This is a genomic window from Streptomyces sp. NPDC005566 (genome assembly GCF_040605575.1).
GTDB lineage: Bacteria > Actinomycetota > Actinomycetes > Streptomycetales > Streptomycetaceae > Streptomyces.
Genome location: NZ_JBEXDB010000017.1, coordinates 27,501 through 43,751, shown reverse-complemented (window position 1 = coordinate 43,751; position 16,251 = coordinate 27,501). Strand labels below are relative to the sequence as shown.

Below are 16,251 nucleotides of genomic sequence, written 5' to 3'. Positions count from 1 at the left end.
AGCCTGTGCGACGGGGCGACCGTAGGGCATGATCGCCGTCCATGAGAGCTCTGCTCGGGGTGGAACTCCCCGGATACCGGCCCGTGGACAACGACGCCTGGGCGAATGACGACGGCGATGTGCTGTCGCTGCACTACTTCGGACTGCCGCCCGACCTTCCTGCCGCGCTGGAAGACGGTCCGACGCTGCGCAACACGCTGACGCACTGGACCGCGCAAGCGGGCGGCGGGCTCATAGAGGCATCGGTGAAGAGGCTGGGCGGACTGCCGGCGCTCCGTCAGATCCTCAAGGTGCCGCTGCCCCAACAGGCCCACGGACAGGTGTTCATCGGCAGTTTCACGGTGCCCCGGGCCGGCTGCAGCACGGTGGTGAAGATCCAGGCCCCCGAGCGCGGAATGACAGGCATGCGGGAAGCCGTCGTTCTTGCCAAGCTCGGCCCCGACCAGTACTTCCGGCCCCACCCCTATGCCCCCGAGGTCCAGGGCGGCCTTCCCTTCCACGCGGCGGACCACGCCAGGTGGGACACGGAATTCCCGGACCACCCGCTGACCCGGGTCCGGCAGACACTCGACGCGCTGGCCGAGGCGGTCACCGCAGACCCCGGATTCGCCGCGCTGGCGCCTTTCGAGGGCCCGGTCGAGCCCGCCCCCCGCGACTGACGAGCCGCAGAACACGGCGGCGCCGCCGCTCCCGTGGGACGGGGAGCGACGGCGCCGGTCGAGCAATCGTCAGACGAGCCAACCCACGAAGTGGACGACGCCGGCCAGCAGGTTGGTGAGGAAGTTCATTCGGTGCTTCTCCTTGTGCATGGTGCCTCGGTGGGACTGCGCAGTCAGCGGTCTGCAGCCCGTTGCCTGCGCCCTGCAATCATCAGGCTGCGCACCGGAGTTGATCGACAAAAATTGATACGATCACACGTTCTGACGAACATCCGATCCCTTGTTCGCGTGTTCTGTTGCGCTCGGCGTCAGGTCAGGCGGGGACGCCCTGCGCGGCGCGCGTACCGCTGCCGGTCTGCTTCAGCAGACGGGTGAGCGAACGGGCCGCGGCCCGTCCCGCCCGGTTGGCGCCGATCGTGCTGGCCGACGGCCCGTACCCGACGAGGTGGACGCGCTCGTCCCGGACCGCCCGGGTGTCCTCGACGCGTATGCCGCCGCCCGGCTCGCGCAGCTTCAGCGGGGCCAAATGATCGACGGCGGCGCGGAATCCGGTGGCCCACAGAATCACATCGGCTTCGACCGTCCGGCCGTCGGCCCAGGTCACCCCGTCCGGGGTGATCCGCTCGAACATGGGGAGCCGGTCGAGAACCCCCTCCTCGCGTGCGCGTCGGACAGCGTCGGTCAGCGGCAGTCCGGTCACGCTCACCACGCTCTGCGGCGGAAGCCCGAGCCGTACACGCTCCTCCACCATGGCCACGGCGGCCCGCCCCTGCTCCTCGCCGAACGGCCCCTCCCGGAACACAGGGGGCCGACGCGTCACCCAGTACGTCGCGGCCGCCACCTCGGCGATCTCCATCAGGTGCTGGGTCCCGGAGGCCCCACCACCGACCACGATCACCCGCTGTCCGGCGAACTCCGCCGGCCCTGGGTAGTCGGCTGTGTGCAACTGCCGCCCCCGGAAAGTCTCCTGGCCCGGATAGTGCGGCCAGAAAGGCCGGTCCCAGGTCCCCGTCGCGTTGATCAGGGCACGCGTGACGTAGGTGTCCTCGGATGTCTCGACGAGCAGGCGGCCGCCCTCTCCTTCGCTGCCTCCGCTGCCGCCTTCGCGCACGGCCTTCACCTCGACGGGACGGTGTACCCGCAGCTCGAAGCGGCGCTCGTACGCATCGAAGTACGCACCGATCACCTCGGACGAAGGGCGCCCGTCGTCGGCGCCCGTCAGTTCCATGCCGGGCAGGGAGTGCATGCCGTGGACCTTGCCGTAGGTGAGCGACGGCCAGCGGAACTGCCAGGCACCCCCGGGCCGCGGGGCGTGGTCGAGTACGACGAAGTCCCGCTCGGGCTCGAGGCCGGCGCGCCGCAGATGGTAGGCAGCGGAGAGCCCCGCCTGCCCGGCGCCGATCACGACCACGTCCAGCTCGCGCATCCCGAAGTTGTTCACCCTTCTACCAACCGTGGACGGCTCCCGGATCTTCCCGGACCCACCGGGGGCGCGACCTCTCGCCACGGCGCCAGAATGGAGCCATGCCCGACTCCTTCGCCACGCACCTGCTGAGCATCGCCACCGGACGGACCGAGACGGTCACGGACCTGACGGCGGACTGCGAACAGTTCCTCGCCCGTGTCGCCCATGGCAGGGACGGCCTGCTCAACGTCTTCGTCCCTCACGCGACCGCCGGAATCGCGGTCCTGGAGACCGGAGCGGGCAGCGACGACGACCTCCTCGCGGCCCTGCAGACCCTGCTCCCCGCCGACGACCGCTGGCGCCACCGCCACGGGAGTCCCGGCCACGGCCGCGACCACGTACTCCCCGCCCTCGTACCGCCGCACGCGACGCTGCCGGTGGTCGGGGGACGGCTGGAGCTCGGGACGTGGCAGTCGGTCTGCCTGGTCGACACCAACAGGGACAATGCCAACCGCCAGGTGCGGCTGTCGTTCCTCGGATAGCTCCGGGAACTCACGACTGCAGGACGGTCTCCGGCCACTCCAAGCAGGAGGTCTACCCAGACATCCGCGGGAGGTCGTCTCCAACTCGATCGCCGAGGAAGTTCGCCGCACCTGGCAGAAGATGCACGGCCGGCCCGCCCCCGGAACGGCGAAGGGCCAACTGGCCAGGAGTACCGCCACTTCAGGAAGTCCCCTGAAGGGCGGGCCCGCACACACCTGCAAACCGCGCAACGCCTCATGCAGGCTGCCCAACAGTCAATACTGCCGTCCTCGTACAGGCTGCCCATGTACCGGTCGTCGTCACGGACCGGCTTCACGAGGCACAGGCTGTGAAACCGAGAACCATCTCGGGGTGCAGCACCTCATCGGTGGCTCCGGGGCGGCCTGCCCACTTCACCGCCCGGGTTCGGTTCAGGGCGACAGTCAGCCTCTTGGTCCCCGGATACGTCACGGATCAGGGCGTGGCACTGGCCAACGCCCGCAGCCGAGGAGAGCAGCCGTGACGACGCCAGTACCGGCTTGCACCGCGAGCCGCAGCACCCGGCGGTGGCCGAACTCGGCGGCGAAGCGGAAGTGCGCACCCTCCTCGATGTTCTGGTTCACCGAGGCGGGCGCGACCCCCGGCACGTCATCCGCCCTCTGAACTCCTTCTTCACCGAGTTCCCACTCGCCCGGTTCGGCTCCCACCCGATGCGACAGACGGGCCACGAGCCCGCCCACCACCGACCACAGGACGTGGAACGGCCCGCCGACTCAGTCGGCAGGCCGTCCCGAAGGACCGAGGCTAGCGGCCCATCCTGTAGACCGGCGGCTGCGGGGCCGGACGGGTCCGGGACAGCTTCGCGGCCGTGCCGCGGGCCGTTTCGAAGGCCGTGACCGGGTCCCCGTCCTCGCGCCAGGGCTGGGCGCCGCACCACGGTCCGATCAGGCGGAACTGCTCCAAGGCGGGCGCGTACATCATCGACCGGAGCATGTGGTGGGCCAGCAGGTGGCGCAGGACCGGCAGGCGCTCGTCATCGAGCGCGACCCGTTCGAACGAGGCGGCAATCTGCTTCAGCACTCTCCTCGACATCGGCGTGACGGCCCGTGCGCCGATACCGGACCGCTCGGTGAGCTCGTTCAGTGCGTGGAGGTAGATCCCGGCCAGCGGGCTGCCGGGCGGGGCCTTGCGGACCGCCTGGAGGGCGAACCGCAGCATCCGCCGGTTGCTGCCGAACCACTTTGCGCACCAGTACTGGAGGGCCTGCCAGTGCCCCTCGTAGTGATGGGGAGCGCGGGCGACGAGCCCTTCCCACAGCGGTCTGAACTGTGCGCGGCGGTACGTCGCTCCGCGCGCCGCCGTGACCATCACGACCCAGGGGCCCGGGTTCGCGGGGTCGAGCAGCGCGGCTTGCCGCGCCTCTTCGATCGCGGCCGGGAGCATGGCGCGGAAGCGGTTCATGTCCGAGGTCATGACCTCGTGGGCATACCCGCTGCCCCGGATCTCCCAGGCGCGGTGGACCATGATGCTCGCATGGAGGGTGGCTGCGTCGCAGTTCCGGGGCTCGGCCGCGCGCCAGGCGTCGAGCCAGGCGTCGTCCTCCTGAGCGACCTGTTGCAGGAGCTCCAGCCGGTTCCAGCGCTCGTCCCAGTCCTCGCCCGCCGCCCGGACGTACCGCTCGGCGGACTGCCAATCACCTTCCCACGCAGCGTCGGCGACTGCCTGCCGCTCCTCCGTGCGGTGTGCCGGCGGGGGTGGGCCGGGGCGCCGCGAGTCGAGCTGCTCACGGGGCGGAAGACCGTAGTCGGACGCCACGAAGCGCTCTCCGATACGGCGAGGAGTGATGAAGAGCCGGTGGAGCACGACGAGGAACACGCCGAGTACGACGGCGAGGAGGATGGTCACACCGGGGGATCATTCCCGAACCCGTTACCCTCCGCAACAGTCAAGGCCAACGATAGGGCGAGGTCACAGGGGAGCGCAGAGCCACGCCCGGTCGGGCGCTGTGTTGCGATGACCGTCAGCGATCGGGCCGGCCAGGGACACGGGCGCCGTGCCACGGAGCTCGCACGAACCCCGGCTCTGCCCGACCGCGGACGTGGTGGCCCGTGGCACAAGCCTGGTGGCCCATGGCACAAGCGTCCCGCTGGGTTTCCTCGGCGCCGGCCACCCCTTCTGGATCGGACGCGTGGCCACCCGTCACTAAACGGATGTGCGAATGTCAGTCGCGCGTGATAGTCACTACCTCCACCAGGGGGTGATCACTTGCCTCCCTGTGAGAGACACCAAGGGGTGGGGACTATGGCATTGCTCCGTGATTGGGGGCTCACGCTGGGCCGATGGACCGGCCGGCCCGGGGCGCGGCTGGAGAAGGACTCCAGCGATCCGGACGTGGCGCGGGTGCGCGAGGCGGCCGCCGCAGCGGACTGGGCTTCCGTCCGGGGCCTGTTGGAGGCGCGACCGGAGAGCCAGGACCGTACAGGTCTCCTGTGGGCCGTCGGCGACACGGCCGGCGTCGAGCGGTGGATCGGCGACGTGCTGAAGAAGGAGCCGGAGTCGGCGCCGGCGCTGACCGTGGCCGGCATCCGCTACGTCAGTTGGGCCTGGGAGGCCCGGACCGCGGCGCGCGCGAAGGACGTCTCGCGCGAGCAGTTCGAGGTCTTCCACTCCCGCCTGCGCCAGGCCGAGGAGTGGCTGTACAAGGCTGCGGAGCTCGAGCCGGGCTGGACCTCCCCCTGGTACGTACTCCAGGTCACCGGCCGCGGTCTGGAGGTCGGGCAGGTCACGGCGCGCCGCCGATTCGAGGCGACCGTGCGCCGTGACCCGTACCACCTGGGGGCGCACACGCAGCTGTTGCAGCAGATCTGCAAGAAGTGGGGCGGGTCGCACGAGGAGATGCACGCGTTCGCCCGCGAGTCCGTTGTCAAGGCTCCCGGCGGTACGCCGCTGGGCCGGCTGGTGCCGGACGCGCACATCGAGGAGTGGCTGTCGCTCGACTCGGGCCCTGACGCCGCGTACATGCGCCGGCCCGAGGTGGCGGAGTCGCTGAGGCAGGCGGCGGACCACTCGTACAGGCATCCGGACTTCGTGCCGGAGGGTTCCGGGCTGGGGCTGCTGAACAGCTTCGCGATGGCGTTCTCGCTCGCCGGGGACCGGGCCTCCGCGCGGGAGTGCTTCCAGGCCACGCAGGGGCGGGTCACGGAGTCCCCGTGGGACTACCTGAACGGCTCCGACCCCGTCGCGGCTTACCGCAAGCACTGCTCGGCCGCCAAGCGCTGACCCGCAGGGCGTGTACGCCGACTTGAGCGCCGCGCCCGCCCCTGCCCCCTTTCGCCCGTCTTCCCGTCCGTGCCGATCGCCGGCGCGGGCGCGCCAGTGAAGGATTCCGTCCGGTGTCCCCTTCCGAGACCGCCCACACCTTCCAGGTCGACCTGCGCGGCCTGGTCGACCTGCTCTCCCACCACCTCTACTCGAGTCCCCGCGTCTACCTGCGCGAGCTGCTGCAGAACGCCGCGGACGCCATCACCGCCCGTCAGGCCGCCGCCCCGGACGCACCCGGCATGATCACCGTGCGCACCGGTGACACGCTCACCGTCACGGACACCGGCATCGGACTGACCGAGGCCGACGTCCACCGCTTCCTCGCCACCATCGGGCGCAGCTCCAAGCGGACCGCCGAAGGCGCCCTGGACGGCGCCGGACTCGATTCCGCCCGCGGCGAGTTCATCGGCCAGTTCGGCATCGGTCTGCTGGCGTGCTTCGTCGTAGCCGATGAGATCACCGTGCTCAGCCGGTCCGCCGCCGACCCCTCGGCGCCCGCGGTCGAATGGCGCGGCCACTCCGACGGCCGGTACACGATCCGCACGCTGCCGTCCTCGGCCGTGCCGGAGCCGGGCACCACCGTGCGACTCGTCCCCCGGGCCGACAGCGCCGAGTGGACGAGCCCGCGGCAGGTCGTCGGCCTGGCCCGGCACTACGGCAGCCTGCTGCGGCACGAGGTCACTGTCGTGGACCCGCACGGCGAGAAGGAGCGGATCAACGACACGCCGCCCTGGGAGCAGACCCACCGCTCCCCGCTCGCCCACCGCGAGGCGCTGACCGCGTACTGCCGCGACCGGTTCGACTTCACCCCGCTCGACACCATCGAGCTGGACCTTCCGGCGGCCGGGCTGCGCGGTGTCGCGTACGTCCTGCCGACAGCCGTGAGCCCGGCGCAGCGCGCCGGTCACCGGGTGCACCTGAAGGGCATGCTGCTCACCGACCAGGCGCCCGAGCTGCTGCCGGACTGGGCGTTCTTCGTGCGCTGCGTGGTCGACACCACGAGCCTGCGACCGACGGCCTCGCGCGAGTCGCTGTACGAGGACGGCACGCTGTCTGCCGTACGGGACGCCCTGGGCGACCGGATCCGGGACTGGCTCACCGGGCTCGCGGCCAGCGACCCGGCGCTGCTGCACCGGTTCATCGACACCCACCACCTCGCGGTGAAGGCGCTGGCGCGCTACGACGACGAGCTGCTGCGGGTGGTGCTGCCTTGGCTGCCGTTCGAGACCACCGACGGCAACGTCACCCTGGAGGAGTTCGCACGCACGCACCCGACGCTGCTGGTCACCCGCAGTGTGGAGGAGTTCCGACAGGTCGCCCCGATCGCCTCGGCGGCCGGCCTGGGCGTGGTCAACGGCGGCTACACCTACGACCGCGATCTCGTGCACCGGCTGCCGGAGATCCGTCCCGGCACCTCCGTCAGCGACCTCGACCCGGCCACGGTCACCGCCCATCTGGACGCGGTGGACCCGACGGCCGAACTGCGAGCGGCGGCATTCCTGCTCGTCGCCCGGGAGACGATCGGCGTGCACGACTGCGACGTCGTGCTGCGCGACTTCCAGCCGGTGACCGCGCCGGCACTGCTGCTCGACAACCGGGAGGCGCGCCACGAGCGGACCCGGTCGAGCCTTGCCGCCGAGAGCGACGGTCTGTGGGCCGACATCCTGGGCTCCCTGCGGCACGGGACGCCGCGCGCCCAGCTGGTCCTGAACCACCTCAACCCGCTGGTGCGCCAGGCGATCACGATCTCCGAGCGCGGTCTGGCCGTCACGACCGCAGAGGCGCTGTACGGGCAGGCTCTGCTGCTCAGCCGCCGCCCGCTGAAGGCGAGCGAGAGCGCCCTGCTGAACCGGGCCTTCATCGGCCTGCTCACCCACGCCATGCACAACTCCGGCACGGACGCGGACGGCGCCGTGCCCCGGAAGGACATCTGATGCTGGACACCCCCGAGGCCGTGATCGAGGCACTGCGTGAGAACCACGACCGCCCGCACGGTCCGCAGCGCACCGTCACAGCCGAAGAACTCGTCGAAGCAGCCGGTCAGTTCGAGAAGCCGGACGTCCTGGTCACCGCTCTGCTGGAGCTCATGTCGGCGTACGAGTTCACAGGCGAGAACCGCAAGTCGCCGGTCGTCTTCGGCCGGCTGCTGACGCTGTGGGACGAGTCTCCCGAGGAATTCAGCGAATGGGAGGCCCACCAGGTCTACTGGCGGTTCAAGTGGGTGGCGAACTCGCTGCTCGACGTGCCCGAGGTACCGCTGGCCTCGATCCGCGGCTGGACCGACGAGACACGGCGCCGGTACGAGAAGGCCGGGCACGGCATGCAGCCCGTGGCGGCGATGCGCTACCACGTCGCGGCCCACACGGGCGCGGGGGTCGCCGACGCGTACGACCTGTGGGTCACGCGGCCGCGCACCGAGCTGAGCGACTGCGAGGCGTGCGAGACCCGGCACCTTGCCGCGCACCAGATGAACGGGGGCGACGACCCCGGGGCGCTCGACACGCTGCGGCCGGTCCTCGACGAGGGGATCGGCTGCACCGAAGAACCGCAGATGAGCCAGGCGCTGGCGCTCGGGGCGCTCCTGCGCTCCGGCCGGCTCGACGAGGCCCGCTCGCACCACCTGACCGGCTACCGCCGGGTCCGCGGCAACACCGGCATGCAGGCCTGGGTCGGCCGGCACCTGGAGTTCTGCGTGCTGTCCCGCAACGAGGGCCGCGGCCTGGAGATCCTCGCCGAGAACCGGCCGCTGTTCGAGGCGACCGGCGCTCCGCTGGCCCATCTGGACTTCCTGACCGGCGTCGAGCTGCTGCTCGCCCGGATCGTCGAGGACGGCCATGCCGACACGGTCGTCGCGGGCCCGCCGGGACGGAGCTGGACGGCGGACGAACTGCTCGCGGACGTCCGAGCCCAGGCGGACCGGCTGACAGAGGCGTTCGACGCCCGCAACGGTACGACTGCGGTCGGGGACCGCCGCCGGGAGCGTCTGTCGCAGCGTCCGCTGCTCGACGCGCCGCTGCCACTGGGCCTGAGGACGTCCGTCGCCCGCCCGGCGACGGCCGCGGCCGCGCCGGTGACGGCTCACGCCGCCGTCGCGATCCCCGAGGACTTCGTGACCCTGGTGCGCGAGGCGCGGCGGATGGCAAGCACGAGTCACCCCGGGGACGCCCGGCTGTGGACCCGGATCGCGGAGCGTCTGGCCGACGGCAGCGCGGCGCACGACGACGTCCTCGGCCCGCAGGAGCTGCTGCGGGCGGAACTCGCCGAGCAGCGGGCGGGCGAACTGGCGACGGCGGACCGCGACGACGAGGCCACCGTGGAGATGCGCCAGGCCGGGGAGCTGTACGAGCGGCTCGGCATGCCGTGGCAGGCGCTGTCCGCGCGGGCCCGCGTCCTTGCTTGGACGAACACGTCGCCCGACGGGGACGCCGAGCCGGCCGGGGGAGCCGAGCGGCTGGATTCCGACGGGATCCAGGACGCCCTCGACGAACTCCTCCGCGAGGCCGAACGACTGTCCACCGAGGCCCCGTTCACGGGCGAGGCTCTCGGGGCGGCGGAGGCGGCGGCCTGCGACGACCTGGAGCAGGAGCGCAAACTGGCATACCTCACGGTGTACTACGCGCGCACGTACGCGGCCTACCAAGAGCTGGCCCGCGGCGGTCCGGAGGCCCCCCCAGGCGCCGTCGAGCGTTTCGAGGCGTGCGTCCAGGCTCTGCACACCGAGGCGGAGCGGCTGTCCATCCCGCACCAGATCGCCAGCGCACGGCAGTTCGCCGCGGACATGGCCGGCCGCAACGGCGACTTCGTGCGCGCCGAGGAGGATCTGCGCGCTGCGCTGAAGGACCTGGAGGCCGCCGACCGGCCGTGGCGCGGTACGCGCCCGCGCGCCCTGCTCGCCCAGATCCTGATGGCACAGGAGCGGCCGGAGGAGGCGGTGGAGCTGCTGCACCAGGCGATCGCGGACGCGGTGCGGTACGACGACGCGGACTTCCCGATGGCGCCGACGTACGCGTTGCTCGGCCACGCGGTCTCGCACGCGGGCGACCACGCGAGCGCGGTGCGCCACTTGTCGGAGGCGGCCGCACGGTTCGATCAGTCGGGAGAGCCCCAGGAAGCGGCGGACGTGCGACTGCAGCTGGTCGACGTCCTGATGCGGACGGGCCGGCAGGCCGACGCGGTCGCGGTCCTGGAGTCCCTGGTCGCCGGGGACGCGGCGGCCGCGCTCGACGAGCGGAGGGTCGCCCAGGCTCGGCTGATGCTGGCGCGCGGGTTGCGGGAACTGGAGGAGTTCCTGCCGTCGGCCGAGGAGTTCCTGCGGCTGGCGGACGCCGTCTCCGGCTGGGATGAAGACGCCCCCATCCAGACGATGGTGACCGCTGACACGGCCATCGCGCTGGCTCTGGCGGACCGCTGGGATGTGGCGGGCACGGCGTACGAGCGGGCCTTGGCGGCGCACGCGCAGGCGCCGAACCCGTCCTTGCTCATGCACATGATGTGCGAATTCGCGCGTCTGGTCATGACCACGCGGGGCTTGGAGGGTCTGGAGACGGCGCTGAAGCATCTCGCCGAGGCGGACGCGCTGGCGGCATCCGTGCCGGAGGGTACGGAGGACTTCGTGCCCTGGTTCGAGCGGGGCACCGTGCACTACCGCCGGGGCCGAGTCCTGGCGGAGGCGGAGCGGTTCGAGGAGGCCCTGGCCGAGATGGAGGCCGCCGTCGCCGCCCACGAACAGGGCGGCGAGGAGGGTGAGTCGGCACGTGCCGAGGCGGTGCGGATAGCCGCCCTGATCGAGGGCAACGCGCTGCGCCGGTTCGAGGAGGCCATCGCCCGGCTGACGGCGGCGGCGGAGCGCTGCCGCAAGGCCGGCCTCCCGGAGGCGGCGCAGATCCTCGACGCGCTGCGGCAGGACTACGTGTCGCGGTGACGGAAAGCCGCTGAGCCGGCGTCGCGCCAACCGCCTCCGGGCCCGGCTGTAGTGCACGGCCGGGCCCGGAGGTGGTGCTCCCATGTGCCGCTGTCGGCCGGGTGGTCGCCGGGAGCGGACGCGTCTGCTGACAGTGTTGTCCCGGAATCCCGCCACCCGGGCCGAGTGTGTGGGCGCCGGCGTCTCGACCAGGCCAACGTCAGTCCGAATCCGCGGCTCCATGTGCCGGAACCCAGGATCGGGCGCATTCCTGACGGCCGTCACCTCGCGCGCCACCGGTTGGCGAGGTGTCTGCCGCTGAGCGCAGCTGTCCTTACGTGGCGGCACGGGGGTGCCCCCGGCCCCTCAGGAGCGTCAGGTTCAGGCCGAGCCGGTCAAGCCGGGCCTCGCTCCGGCGGCCCGCCCACGACCGTGAGCAGGTCCACGACGAAGATCAGCGTCGAGCCCGCCGGGATCAACGGAGAGGGTGACTGCTTGCCGTAACCGAGACGCGGGGGAACGATGATCTCGCGTCGGCCGCCGACCTTCATTCCCCTCACACCCCGGTCCCAGCCCTTGATGGCCTTGCCACCGCCCACGGCGAACTTGAACGGCTGGTCCCGCTCCCAGGAGGAGTCGAACTCCCTTCCGGACGCGAACGTGACCCCCACGTAGTGAACCCGGACGACCCTGCCCGGCTGCGCCTCGGGTCCGTCCCCCACCACGAGGTCCCGGACCGTCAGCTCGGTGGGCGCGTCACCCTCCGGAATCTCAATTCTGGGCTTCGTCAGTTCGCTCATCACGGTCCCTTCACTCGCCACCGGCATCCTTGCACGGGCCGGCCGGACGCACGGACATTGCAAACGGCAGACGGTCACGCCGGCGTTGTCCCCGCAGTCCCTGAGGACCATCCTCCTGCCGAGGCCACACGTGGCAATGCGATCTCGGACTCCGACTCACCCCGGCAGGGAGAACGCCTTCGCGAAACTCGCCGAACTCTTCGAGATCCTCGTCGGCCCCGACGCCTCCGTGGAGGAGGAACTTCGCTTGCGTTCCGCATTGCTCAGCGTCAATATCGTGCTGCTGGCAGCGCAGGGGCTGAAGACGTCGGACGCACAGATCGCCGCGGTGGCCCGAGATATCGCGCACCAGCTACTGCCTCCGAGTGACACGCCGAGTGCCGGGACGCGTTGACGGCGGAAGCCCCCGCGCCGTCCGCGTCCCACGACGTCTCCACTCCACGCTGTCAGGGGGTTTGCCCCGGGCGTCCACCTCTGATTCGGGAACCGCGCCGCCGCGCTTCAGCGGTCGACGACGCGATGCCCCTGAGCTCTTCCTGCATTGCGGTCACTGCAGCCGTGAACCCATTCCACTCATGCCACACGGCCGGGCACGTGATACGCCCTCAGTTGTCGGCTGGCGTAGGCCTTTGGGAAGGTTCTGGTTCAGTGCTCGCAGAGGGAGAATTCTCGTTCGTAGAGCTGCTCGTTGTGCTCGTCGACGAAGAACTTACGTTCCTGCATGAGTTGTTCGCGATAACTGTTGGCCTCCTCAAGCGTCATGGTCGAGGTGTCGGACCATGGTTGCTGCGGTGGCACATCGGATGTCGAGACAATCTCTCCCGACGGGTCGACCAGGAAGAACGCGAGAATCTTGCGATACCCCGAGCGGGTGGGGTCCGTGAGGCCGAATGAGCCGACGCGGTGTTGCAGGATGTTCGGGAACGCCAGACAGCGGCCCGCCGGCGTCGATGCCGATCCCAGCGCCTGGTTCAGAGCGTCTTCGTCCTCCAGGCCGTAGACCTCACGCAGGCCGTTGTCGTCGTTCTGTTCGTAGTTCGGGTCATCGAGTGCTGCCCGGAAACTCAGCCGGCTATCGGTGATGTTCTCGCTGTCCCAGTAGTAGATGCCGGTCGATACGATCCGCTCGTTCAACATCCCCTCGACATGCCACGAACCGCCGGAGTACTCAGGCTTGTCCGGGGTGAGGTGAATGGTGGCGAGTTTGACGATGACCTGGAGACGACGGCCGCGCAGGTCGACTCGGGCGTCTTCACCGGGCAACTCGGGTGGGGTGAAGTCGGGGGCGTCCGGGATGACCGGGCTGCGGTTCTCCCACCAGTCGTCCTGGGCCTCCTCGTATGCGCGGAGGGCTTCGGCGTAGGCCCCGTCATCACCGTACGATGTTTTGTCCGGATGTTCCGGCTCCGAGTCGTACCACCCGTAGGGATCGGCTTCGATCCGCAGGGGCCGTGGATGACGCAGATCGGTGAGCACGTTCTCGAAAAGAGGCCGCACATGCGCGAACAAGTCCGGCAGGACGGAGGCCAGTTCGTGATGAGCTTCGGGGTGGACGTTGTTGACGTACGAGCAGAAGGTGGCATCGCCGTCGGAACTGACATCGACGTCCGTGGGCAGCCACTGGAATTTCTCCGAGAATTCGTGAGTCGAGTAGCGGTCCGTCGGGTTCTGCCAAGCCCGCTCGGGCGCACCGCTCACCTCTCTCACCAGACAGAACAGTGAGGGGTGAACCAGATCCAGTACCTGGCCGTCGGATCCAGGATGCCAGTCCTGTTCCGCTTCGGGGACCTCTTCCAGAACCCGAACCGCTTCGCGCAGTCGGGATCTGAGCTTGTCGTCGATGAGTGTGTCCGACTGCCACACCCCGTCGACGGCGGACACCTCGATGCCGGTTCGTCCGTCCCGCAGCGCGGCGTAATGCACGAGTTCGGCGAGCACGTAGCCGACCTGCGCCTCGGTGAGCCCTTGGGCGAGCGCTTCTTGAGTCCATCTGGCGACGATGTCGGCATCGTTCATCTTGTCGAACCACCCGGGCTTCTCCCGAATGTGTGAGCTGCACTGCATCATCTGAAGTTCCCGCAGCGTTCGGGGTGTCGCGAACGATATGGAACGGGAAGCATGAAAGGGAAGCGGGAAAGCGGGCAGGCCGGTCAATTCTCTTGGTCCTCCGCGTCGGTGTGTGGTGGCGGGAAGGATACGTCAGCAGACTGACACCGCAGCTCTGGTCCCCGTCCTCGCCGGTCCGGGAGCCAGGGGATGACCCGGAGCACCGCGTCCCACCCCCATCGGACCGTGGCGGTCGTGCCGCGGGCGTCATCGTCACGCCGAGGCATCAGTTCGTGCGAGAGCTGTAACAGACCCGGATCCGGGGTGGCCGACCGATGGGCAGCAACCAGAATGGCTGTGGAGAGCTTGAGGCATCGACCGGTCCTGAGGGCTGGTCTCGGGGGAGTGGACACATCATGCACGCGAAGACAGCGAGAGTCCGATCGATACGTCAGGGCCTGCGTGGCGCCCTCTTGGGGGTGGTCGCGGTCGCGGCGCTGGTGGGGGTGACCGCCTGCGAGCCCTCCGGGGGCGAGGACAACGCCGCCCCGTCGGCTTCCACGTCGGCCGGGAAGACCAAGTCCGGGAGTCCCGAGCCGTCGGGCGACTCCGGCACCGGTACCGAAACCGGCAGTGGCGGTTCGGCCGGCAACACGACCGGGGACAGCGGCGAAACCGGCGGAGGCAACGGCACCGACCACCAGGACTGCAAGGTGACCGATCTCAACACCGCGGTCGAGCTGCAGGACCCGTCCGGGGAGACTCCCCGTCACTTCCTGCTCACCGTCACCAACGGCAACAAGAAGCCCTGCGTCCTCAACGCGGCACCGATGGTGCGGCTCGGGGCCGGTAACGCCGCCTCCATCGTCGAGTCGCTCGGAGAGCCGGACACCGAGCCCGTCGTCGTCGAAGGAGACGGCACGGCATACGCAGGCCTGTACGTCTTCGGCAACGACGAGGGCGGCGAGGCGGAGTACGACCAGGCCGACCGGTTCACCGCGACCCTGGTCGCCGGTGAGGGCACCGAACTCAACGGCACCCTCGTCTTCGACCTGCCCGACGGCCTCTCCTCCGTCTCCTACGACGACGCGGCGCGGGTGAACGGCTGGGCCGGTACCGAGGGCCTGGCGATGCGCCCCATCAACCAGCTCTGACCCCGGGCGTGCGGACCATGCCCGACTGCCGGGGCACGGGCATGGACGCCGTCGACGCGGAGGTCGCGCACGGGGGCTCGCCGTCTGTGCGCGTGGCAACTCCGGCGGCGTGGCCGTCCTCGATGGGGCTTCACCGCCACTCGATCATGAGGATGGTCGCATCGTCATTGAGCTTGTCGTCCTGGTGCTCCCGAATGGAGTGGATCAACTGCCGGAGGGCTTCCGAGGCAGTTTCTCCCGCGGCAGTGGCGCGGATGATGGAAGCCGTGAATCCTTCCAGGCCGAATTGCGAGCCGCCTGCCAAGCGGGCTTCGGTCACACCGTCCGTGTAGAGGAGAACTCGGTCCCCGGGCTCCAAAGGAACCTCGTGCACCACGCGCGAGGAGGGCACCAGGCTTCCGGGTGTGCCCATGGGAGGTTCACCGGTTCGGTCCAGGGCATTTTCCAGTACCTGGTGATCACGGATGAGCAGGGGAGGCGGGTGGCCACAGTTGATCCAGGTCATGATCCCGCTGGACATGTCCAGTTGCAGGGCGATTCCGGTGCAGAACTGCTCCGGAAGCCACTCGGAAAGGGCGTCATCGACGGTTTTGACGAGTTCGCGCAGCCCAGCTCCCCTACGGCGGGCACTTCTGCAGCCGGCCATCGCGATCGCGGTAGTCATTCCCGACGCAAGATTGTGGCCCATCGCGTCGAGGATCACGGCGTGCAGGGTCGACTCCGTCAGGGAGTGGTCGAACGCATCTCCGCCGAGCTCGTAGGCCGGTTCAAGGACTGCGGTGGAAAGGGCTCGGGCCTCGCCCACCGTCCGGGGCGGCAGCAGGGCCCGTACCATCTCCGCCGGCAGCGTCATCGCTTCGGTGCGGGCCTGCTGCACGAATCGGTCGCTGATCGCACGCTTGGAGGTGATGGCCATCGCAAGGATGGAAGCGAGCGTTCTGCAACGCTCCAGCCGTGTGCTGTCCAGCGAATCCACCTGCACGCCGACGACTCCCAGGCGCTCCACCCCATCCACGAGAGGGATCCAGACGATCAGAGTGCCGGTGTCAGTACTTTCCACACGCAGGGACAGGGTGCGGAACGCCCAGCCGGCCAATGACGCGTCCACCACCAGCCGCTCCTCGCCGGAGAGCGTCGTCAGTCGCTGTTGCTGCAGGTCGACGAGGTAGACATCGACCTGGCGCAGGCCCAGGAGGACGGCGTACCGATTGACGAGTAGCGGTAGATCTGTCGGGGCTGTCGAGTGCACTTCTGCCAGGAACTCGTGGAAGAGGTGTTCACCGTCTCCGGCGGCGGCACTGTTCAAGGGAGATCACCTCTCCGGCCGGCCCTCGTCTTGCGTCCCGTCGTGGGACAACCCAATGCGCCGACGACTGTGAACGCCAGTCCGCGGCGGCATTCGGCTGAAGGGTTTGGGCTGTCAGGGAACGAGAGGGAGGTGAGA

At 69.8% G+C, this 16,251-nt stretch carries 13 protein-coding genes; 8 read left to right on the top strand and 5 right to left on the bottom strand.

Features of this window, described 5'->3' with window-relative positions; genetic code table 11:
- Positions 1-41: 41 nt before the first annotated feature.
- Positions 42-659: a hypothetical protein gene (locus tag ABZS61_RS25425; RefSeq protein WP_356425603.1), complete on the top strand. Its 618-nt coding sequence runs from the start codon at positions 42-44 to the stop codon at positions 657-659.
- Between the two features lie 313 nt (positions 660-972).
- Here the strand turns inward: ABZS61_RS25425 and ABZS61_RS25420 are convergent, their stop codons facing one another.
- A complete protein-coding gene (locus ABZS61_RS25420; protein WP_356425601.1) occupies positions 973-2,085 on the bottom strand; it encodes an FAD-dependent oxidoreductase in 1,113 nt (370 codons plus the stop codon).
- A gap of 98 nt (positions 2,086-2,183) precedes the next feature.
- Here ABZS61_RS25420 and ABZS61_RS25415 point away from each other — a divergent pair, with 98 nt between their 5' ends.
- Together ABZS61_RS25415 and ABZS61_RS25410 are read left to right on the top strand one after the other, a co-directional pair.
- Positions 2,184-2,606, top strand: a complete 423-nt coding sequence (locus tag ABZS61_RS25415; RefSeq protein ID WP_356425599.1) for a secondary thiamine-phosphate synthase enzyme YjbQ — start codon at positions 2,184-2,186, stop codon at positions 2,604-2,606.
- Positions 2,607-3,105: 499 nt separating this feature from the next.
- Complete coding sequence (locus ABZS61_RS25410) at positions 3,106-3,249, top strand: hypothetical protein (RefSeq protein ID WP_356425596.1); 144 nt, start codon at positions 3,106-3,108, stop codon at positions 3,247-3,249.
- 141 nt (positions 3,250-3,390) lie between these two features.
- Here the strand turns inward: ABZS61_RS25410 and ABZS61_RS25405 are convergent, their stop codons facing one another.
- A complete protein-coding gene (locus ABZS61_RS25405; protein WP_356425593.1) occupies positions 3,391-4,491 on the bottom strand; it encodes a hypothetical protein in 1,101 nt (366 codons plus the stop codon).
- 396 nt (positions 4,492-4,887) lie between these two features.
- On the opposite strand from ABZS61_RS25405, the gene ABZS61_RS25400 reads away from it, so the two are divergent.
- The 3 genes from ABZS61_RS25400 (at position 4,888) to ABZS61_RS25390 (ending at position 10,828) form a co-directional block, all read left to right on the top strand.
- A complete protein-coding gene (locus ABZS61_RS25400) occupies positions 4,888-5,865 on the top strand; it encodes a hypothetical protein (protein WP_356425590.1) in 978 nt (325 codons plus the stop codon).
- Positions 5,866-5,978: 113 nt separating this feature from the next.
- Positions 5,979-7,841: an HSP90 family protein gene (locus tag ABZS61_RS25395; protein WP_356425587.1), complete on the top strand. Its 1,863-nt coding sequence runs from the start codon at positions 5,979-5,981 to the stop codon at positions 7,839-7,841.
- Positions 7,841-10,828 (top strand): tetratricopeptide repeat protein, encoded by a 2,988-nt coding sequence (locus tag ABZS61_RS25390; RefSeq protein ID WP_356425584.1) that lies wholly within the window; start codon positions 7,841-7,843, stop codon positions 10,826-10,828. Before ABZS61_RS25395 ends, ABZS61_RS25390 begins: the two co-directional genes overlap by 1 nt.
- A 374-nt stretch (positions 10,829-11,202) precedes the next feature.
- On the opposite strand, the gene ABZS61_RS25385 is transcribed toward ABZS61_RS25390, so the two are convergent.
- Positions 11,203-11,607, bottom strand: coding sequence for an FKBP-type peptidyl-prolyl cis-trans isomerase (locus ABZS61_RS25385; RefSeq protein WP_356425582.1), 405 nt, complete (start codon positions 11,605-11,607; stop codon positions 11,203-11,205).
- Positions 11,608-11,743: 136 nt separating this feature from the next.
- On the opposite strand from ABZS61_RS25385, the gene ABZS61_RS25380 reads away from it, so the two are divergent.
- Positions 11,744-12,001, top strand: coding sequence for a hypothetical protein (locus ABZS61_RS25380; protein ID WP_356425579.1), 258 nt, complete (start codon positions 11,744-11,746; stop codon positions 11,999-12,001).
- A gap of 251 nt (positions 12,002-12,252) precedes the next feature.
- Here the strand turns inward: ABZS61_RS25380 and ABZS61_RS25375 are convergent, their stop codons facing one another.
- The gene (locus tag ABZS61_RS25375) at positions 12,253-13,761 is read right to left on the bottom strand and encodes a DUF4246 domain-containing protein (RefSeq protein ID WP_356425576.1); all 1,509 of its coding nucleotides are present in this window, start codon (positions 13,759-13,761) and stop codon (positions 12,253-12,255) included.
- Positions 13,762-14,069: 308 nt separating this feature from the next.
- On the opposite strand from ABZS61_RS25375, the gene ABZS61_RS25370 reads away from it, so the two are divergent.
- The gene (locus ABZS61_RS25370; RefSeq protein WP_356425573.1) at positions 14,070-14,807 is read left to right on the top strand and encodes a DUF4232 domain-containing protein; all 738 of its coding nucleotides are present in this window, start codon (positions 14,070-14,072) and stop codon (positions 14,805-14,807) included.
- Positions 14,808-14,937: 130 nt separating this feature from the next.
- Here the strand turns inward: ABZS61_RS25370 and ABZS61_RS25365 are convergent, their stop codons facing one another.
- Entirely contained in the window at positions 14,938-16,113 is a 1,176-nt protein-coding gene (locus ABZS61_RS25365) for a PP2C family protein-serine/threonine phosphatase (protein WP_356425570.1), read from the bottom strand.
- Positions 16,114-16,251: the final 138 nt, after the last annotated feature.

Coding starts and splice junctions, on each gene's coding strand:
- ABZS61_RS25425 (WP_356425603.1), top strand. CDS start 42: ATGAGAGCTCTGCTCGGGGTGGAACTCCCCGGATACCGGCCCGTGGAC.
- ABZS61_RS25370 (WP_356425573.1), top strand. CDS start 14,070: ATGCACGCGAAGACAGCGAGAGTCCGATCGATACGTCAGGGCCTGCGT.
- ABZS61_RS25380 (WP_356425579.1), top strand. CDS start 11,744: ATGCGATCTCGGACTCCGACTCACCCCGGCAGGGAGAACGCCTTCGCG.
- ABZS61_RS25390 (WP_356425584.1), top strand. CDS start 7,841: ATGCTGGACACCCCCGAGGCCGTGATCGAGGCACTGCGTGAGAACCAC.
- ABZS61_RS25385 (WP_356425582.1), bottom strand. CDS start 11,607: ATGAGCGAACTGACGAAGCCCAGAATTGAGATTCCGGAGGGTGACGCG.
- ABZS61_RS25415 (WP_356425599.1), top strand. CDS start 2,184: ATGCCCGACTCCTTCGCCACGCACCTGCTGAGCATCGCCACCGGACGG.
- ABZS61_RS25400 (WP_356425590.1), top strand. CDS start 4,888: ATGGCATTGCTCCGTGATTGGGGGCTCACGCTGGGCCGATGGACCGGC.
- ABZS61_RS25420 (WP_356425601.1), bottom strand. CDS start 2,085: ATGCGCGAGCTGGACGTGGTCGTGATCGGCGCCGGGCAGGCGGGGCTC.